At 36.4% G+C, this 6,000-nt stretch carries 5 protein-coding genes; 1 reads left to right on the forward strand and 4 read right to left on the reverse strand.

Going from position 1 to position 6,000, the window contains the following annotated elements; translation table 11 throughout:
* Nucleotides 1–27: 27 nt before the first annotated feature.
* The 4 genes from LX80_RS12590 to LX80_RS12605 form a co-directional block, all read right to left on the reverse strand.
* A complete protein-coding gene (locus LX80_RS12590) occupies nucleotides 28–723 on the reverse strand; it encodes a GDSL-type esterase/lipase family protein (RefSeq protein WP_111296985.1) in 696 nt (231 codons plus the stop codon).
* A gap of 385 nt (nucleotides 724–1,108) precedes the next feature.
* Nucleotides 1,109–1,681: a YceI family protein gene (locus LX80_RS12595; protein WP_111296987.1), complete on the reverse strand. Its 573-nt coding sequence runs from the start codon at nucleotides 1,679–1,681 to the stop codon at nucleotides 1,109–1,111.
* Nucleotides 1,682–1,873: 192 nt separating this feature from the next.
* On the reverse strand, nucleotides 1,874–2,455 hold the full coding sequence (locus LX80_RS12600; RefSeq protein WP_111296989.1) for a Crp/Fnr family transcriptional regulator: 582 nt from the start codon (nucleotides 2,453–2,455) through the stop codon (nucleotides 1,874–1,876).
* A gap of 242 nt (nucleotides 2,456–2,697) precedes the next feature.
* On the reverse strand, nucleotides 2,698–4,647 hold the full coding sequence (locus LX80_RS12605; protein ID WP_111296991.1) for a M1 family metallopeptidase: 1,950 nt from the start codon (nucleotides 4,645–4,647) through the stop codon (nucleotides 2,698–2,700).
* 1,054 nt (nucleotides 4,648–5,701) lie between these two features.
* On the opposite strand from LX80_RS12605, the gene LX80_RS12610 reads away from it, so the two are divergent.
* Nucleotides 5,702–6,000, forward strand: a 299-nt coding sequence (locus tag LX80_RS12610) for a transposase (RefSeq protein WP_146250512.1), incomplete at its 3' end; no start/stop codon positions are given.

Raw genomic sequence — 6,000 nt, forward strand, 5'->3', positions numbered from 1 at the left:
ATGCCTATGCGTTAGCAATATTTACCACTACAAATATCCGCCTTTCTTTAAAAAGGCAATCCATTTTTCATAGCCGCCACCGGTTTGTGTCAGGTGTAGTCCATCGGCTGTGTATTTCGCATTTAATCTGCCTTGGGCATCGGTAAATAAATCGTGAATATTAATAAATGGCACTTGCAATGGCTGCATGGCTGCCTTAATTAATTTATTGGCATTTAAAATATATCCCTGTTTATCATAGTGTTGCGGAAAATTAGGTACATCGGGATTAACGGGCATAATACTTTCAACGTAAATTTTGGTATGAGGACTACCTTCTTTCAATTGTTTTACGATGGTTGCAATGTTGTGGGCAATAACAGTACCGGGAATATCTTTTCCAATATCATTAATACCAATCAGTAAAAATACTTTTGCCGGTTGCATGGCAATAATTTCCGGTAAGCGATGCAACACACCATAGGTATTGTCGCCACCAATACCGCGATTCACCACGTTAGAATCGTTTAATAATTTTTGCCAATTGCCCATTTCTGTTATGCTGTTTCCAAGAAAAACAATGGGATTTTTTGGCAGTTTTTGCGTAGCAAACAAAGCCATGCGCTGGGCATAATGTTCAGGCATAAAATTGGCCGTATCAAACAAACGTTGATTGGTTACCTGTGCTTTTGTGATAGCAGGTAATGTAAAAGCAACGAATAAAAACACTAATAATTTTTTCATATTTTATAATTTTGAATTACCCACATGCTTTATTAATGCATAGTACAAACACCCTGTTTAAAACAAAGTTTTACTAGGAACTGTAATGCATACCCAACAAAGCAAGGAGGAAAAATGTGAACGAGATTGGCGTAATTCGCTTTAATAATTTTACTAAAAATACAACCACAAAAAGGCGAAAACAAATATTTTTAAAACATATATTTACAATTAGTTCCCTGCCTATCATACAATTAAAAAAAATATATGTCCATATTGAAGTATTCCATTTTTTGGCGCCAAAGGATGAAAGTAATAGCATGATCATTACTTTCATAACGAGTTAAGTACAAAAAAATAGCAGGCTCAACACCTGCTATATCAGCAAAAATTGATGATAAAAAATCTAATTAACCTTAGCAAATTCGCCATCGGCTTTAATGGTTACCTCATCGCTTATCATAGCAGACGGATATTTACTACCAATATTAAAATCTGTACGATTAATAGTACCTGTTAATTTAAAACCGGCATCGTCTTTTTTCGTCATAGGGTTAACAATGGTACCACGATACAACAAATTCATGGTTACCGGTTTAGTAATTCCATGCATGGTTAAATTACCGATTAATTTGTATTGGTTGTTACCCAATGGCTGAATAGCAGTGCTTTTGAAAGTAATCAACGGAAATTTTGCTACATCAAAAAAGTTGGGACTTCTCAAATCATTATCACGCATTTCTACCTCGGTATTAATTGATGCAGCCTCGGCTGTTAAGGTAAATACGGCATCACTAAAATCGGGTTTAGCAGCCTGAATAGTTACATCAAAATTTTTCAACAATCCATCTACATCAGATACCATTAAGTGTGTAACGGTAAAAGTTAACTTAGAATGTGCTTTGTCGTTTTTCCAGGTGGTTTGCGCAAAGGCAGCCGATTGAATGAAAAGCAAGGCTGCTACAAACATTTTTTTCATTGTTGAATTGGTTTGGTTTTATAAAAATACTTGTATGAATGTATTGTTGTTGCTACGCTGATACCAAAAATATAAACGTAGTTGTTACCATTAAAATACCGCAAAATTACCCCCAATCAAGATTTTGGCACAATGACAAAAAGCAAAAAAAAACGTTGATTTGAATCAATAAAAACAATAAGGCAGGTGCATTTATTTAGGTTGTTGTAAACGCTTACGTACCCTGCTTAATGTTTCGGGGGTAATGCCCAAATAAGCAGCAATCATACGTTGAGGCACTCTTTTAGGTAATGTAGGATATTGTTGTAATATATTTTGGTACCGCTCATCAACGGTTAAATGCGGAATAGCGTTGAAGCGTTTTTGTAGGGCTATATAGGCATTGGTAATTACTTGCAGCATAAAAGTTTGATAGTTGGGGCATTGCTGCAACAGCAAATCGTTAGCAGGTTTTGAGATTAATACAAGTTCTGAATCTTCAATCGCTTCAATATTATACACAGCAGGTTCGCCTGATAAAAAACTATATAAATCGGCTATAAACCATCCTTCCATTGCAAATTGAATAATGTGTTCATTGCCATTATTATGAAGGGTGTATGAACGTAACAATCCTTTTTCAACAAAAGCAGTGTATTTACAAACATCACCTTCTTGCAAAAAATAGTGCTTTTTTCGAATTTTTTTATGCACTATATGTTTTTGAATTAATACCACTTCAGCTTTGCTAAGTTTTACTTTAGAGTTGATGTGCTGAATGTAGGTACTGTTCATAATAATGTTGAGTATTACAATGTGCCGATTTTAAAATAGGAAACCCAATTTTAATTGTTGCAAATTAATTCAATTGAACGAATCAACTCGTTCCATTATTCGAAACGCATGTAGATACTAAAAGCACATACACTTCGCAAAGCATCATTCAATTATTGTATATCTACACCAATAAAAAAAATTCCGGATGGGTATTTTAAAATACTCCATCCGGAAATTATTGTGTAAAATAACTAAGCTAATTATTCTGCTTTCCAGGTATTATTAGCCGGGTTGAAATCGGGTATTTTGTTGTTTGGATCAAGTACTATTTTGGTAATTTTATCGGTTGATGGATAACGGAATTTCCAGGTAGCACCATGTTGCCAAACTTCAACCGGTAAATGAACGGTACCTACTTTACCATTGGCTTCGGTAATTTGTACGGTAACCGGCATAGGTAATTGTCCTAAATTTTCAATCGTAATGATACTTCCATCAGCAGGATTATTATCGTTATAAGTAACGCCTTTCACTGCCTGATCAATGCGCCAGTTATACATGAACCAACCGCGCCAGAACCAATCGAGGGTTTCACCTGTATAGTTTTCAATACAATGGAAGAAGTCCCATGGAGTTGGATGTTTGAATGCCCATTGGTGAACATAATAACTAAAGGCACTATCAAAACGACCGGGGCCTAAAATTTCTTCACGCAATAATTGCAAGCCCATTCCGGGTTTATAGTATGCATATATGCCTAAGTTTTGGGGTTGAATAACATCAGGAATCGTGAAAATACTTTCGGTGCTATCTCTAAAGACATAACGGGCAGCCATATGGCGATTTTCCATACGATGATCTAAAAATTCGCCATTATTAAAGTGGGCATCGGCCATGGTATTAATAAAGGTATTAAAGCCTTCGTCCATCCATGGGAATTTGCGTTCATTGCTACCCACAATCATGGGGAACCAGTTATGACCAAATTCGTGTGAAGTAACATTCCACAAAGCGGGCCCGCTTGAACGATAGCTACAGAACACAATACCGGGATATTCCATACCCCCTACAATACCGGCTACGTTAGTGGCAGTAGGGTAAGTAAACTCGTACAAATATTTTGAATAATATTCAATAGCACCTTTTACAAATTCGGTAGAACGTTTCCAACTACTATCGCCATTGCTTTCAACCGGATAAACACTCATAGCCAGCGATTTTTTACCACTGGGCAAATTAATACGGGCAGCATCCCAAATAAAAGCACGTGAAGCAGCCCAAGCCACATCGCGGGTATTAAGGCATTTGAATTTCCAGGTTAACATTTTTGTAAAGGGGCGACTGGCGGGGTCGGTTACTTCAGCAGCAGTGCGCAACATAACTGTTTTATCACTTTGTGAAGCTTCTTTCCAACGCTTTAATTCCGTAGCGGTTAAAACTTCTTGCGGGTTCATTAATTCACCGGAACCAACTACAATTAAATTACCGGGTACCGTAACGTTATAATCAATGTTACCATATTCCAAATAAAATTCACCCTGGCCTAAGTAAGGCAAAGTATTCCAACCATATACGTTATCATACACGCACATACGGGGATACCATTGTGCTATTTCATAAATCCAACCGTTTTTAGTATTCAATCTACCCAAACGGTCGGTACCATATTCAGGAATTTTAAAGCTGTAATTAATTTTCAACTGAATTTTTCCGCCTTGCGATTTCAATAATTTGGCCAATTTAATTTGCATGCGGGTATCATTAATTAAGTAGTTGGCTTTTTCGGCTTTGCCTTCAACTATTACTTCAACCGATTCAATATTATAACCTCCATTAAAATTGTTACGATTAGCCCAACGCCCACCTGTAACTGCGGTAGTAGCCACACCGCGAGAAGATTGGTTATAAATATTTTGATCTAACTGCAACCACAAAAACGACAAGTTTTGCGGGCTGTTATTGGTATAATTAATAACAACGGACCCTTTAATGCTTTGATTCAGGGTATCTAATGTGGCATTAATAGAATAGTCGGCGCGATTTTGCCAATATTCCGGACCGGGGGTACCATCAGCAGCCCTTACTTTATCGCCAAAAGCGGGATAAAACATAGGCGCAAATGCCTCGTGTTGATTGTAATTACCGGTAGTTTGTGCCTGAGCACCCATGGCCATAGCCAGCACCAGTAAAAGAGAACTCCATTTCTTCATGTGCTAAAATTTGAATGAATAATTAAAGATGCTAAAAAAGAGCATCTAAGGTAAGCAAGGTAGGCATGTATTAAAAAAAATATTGGATGATTGGTGGCCATTTTAGGTAAAAATTAATTCCCCTGGAAAAAAATGCAGCAATGGTGGGCATTTGAGAAGATTTGTTCGACAGGTGTTCGACTCATTTTATGCAAACCCCATATTTTTTCGGCATTTGCCGAAACTGTATCGAACTTGTATCGAATCAGTCTCGAAGGAGGTAGGGAGCCCAGCGTATGCATGGAAATTTTAGCCAGCATTTTGCAAGAAAATACATTAAACAAAATAACTATTCCAATACGTAGAAATACGTTTTTGCAGATAATTCGAATTCCCTATTTTAGCGTCCCCTTAAAAAAAGATTAAACTGCTTGCTGATGGGAAAACAACCCGTGAGTGAAGTTGGCGAAGCTTTAAATAAAGTGATTTGTTTAAAGTTATTTGTTTGTTTTTCAATGAAATTAAACATAGTTGTTTAAAAAATTTTCAAGTATTCAGCAAATACAGTTTGGAAAACTTATAAACCTGCCGGATGATTTGATGAACCTATTTAGTAAAGCAGGATAATATTATGCAAAGAGAGAGGTAATTGAATATTTATAATGGAAAAACATTGATTATGAGCTTTTTTATGAGTAAGGATAATTTAACCGCATATTTTAAGGAAGCTAGAAATGATTTGGGTTGATTGTCCTAATGAATATTGAGCTGGAATAGTTAATTAATTGATTATCAAAGTATTGTTTTTAAAAATATTGGGTTATAGCGTATATTAATGAATTAACAGTAAGCCTATTTGACAACACAGCAACATTGACACAGACGACTAAAACATAAACGAATTAACAAAGACAAACCATTTTGACAGTTGGACAACATACCGACCATATTTTAAACGGACAGCGAGTAAGCCGACACTCATTGCCAACCCTGTGTTTTTTATTTTTTTCCCACCATTACTTGTCTTGTCCTAAAATAGGTTGACGAATAATCGTCACTTAAATTTGGACAAAATATGTTAGAAAAAGCAATTAAAAAAGAGGCTATTATAGCCGAGTATTTAACAGGCGATTACAGTTATCGCCAATTAGGAGTAAAACATGGCATTGATTTTCGTAAAATTCATAGTTGGGTGAGTAAGTATAAAGGAAAAATAAAGCCTGTTAAGCAAGCTTCTAAGAGGAAAGAGGAAGCAGCGGCATTACCAGCCGAGGTAAAACAACTGCAAGCCGAACTGCGTAAAGCTAAGCTACATAATGAAGTGCTGGAAGAAATGCTAAAGCTATCAGAGCAACTCACCGGAATAGAGCTTAG

Source organism: Hydrotalea sandarakina, from assembly GCF_003254115.1.
Lineage (GTDB): Bacteria > Bacteroidota > Bacteroidia > Chitinophagales > Chitinophagaceae > Hydrotalea > Hydrotalea sandarakina.

Bases quoted from the DNA above. Each gene is read 5' to 3' on its own strand.
- LX80_RS12590 (WP_111296985.1), bottom strand. From the start codon at position 723: ATGAAAAAATTATTAGTGTTTTTATTCGTTGCTTTTACATTACCTGCT.
- LX80_RS12595 (WP_111296987.1), bottom strand. From the start codon at position 1,681: ATGAAAAAAATGTTTGTAGCAGCCTTGCTTTTCATTCAATCGGCTGCC.
- LX80_RS12600 (WP_111296989.1), bottom strand. From the start codon at position 2,455: ATGAACAGTACCTACATTCAGCACATCAACTCTAAAGTAAAACTTAGC.
- LX80_RS12605 (WP_111296991.1), bottom strand. From the start codon at position 4,647: ATGAAGAAATGGAGTTCTCTTTTACTGGTGCTGGCTATGGCCATGGGT.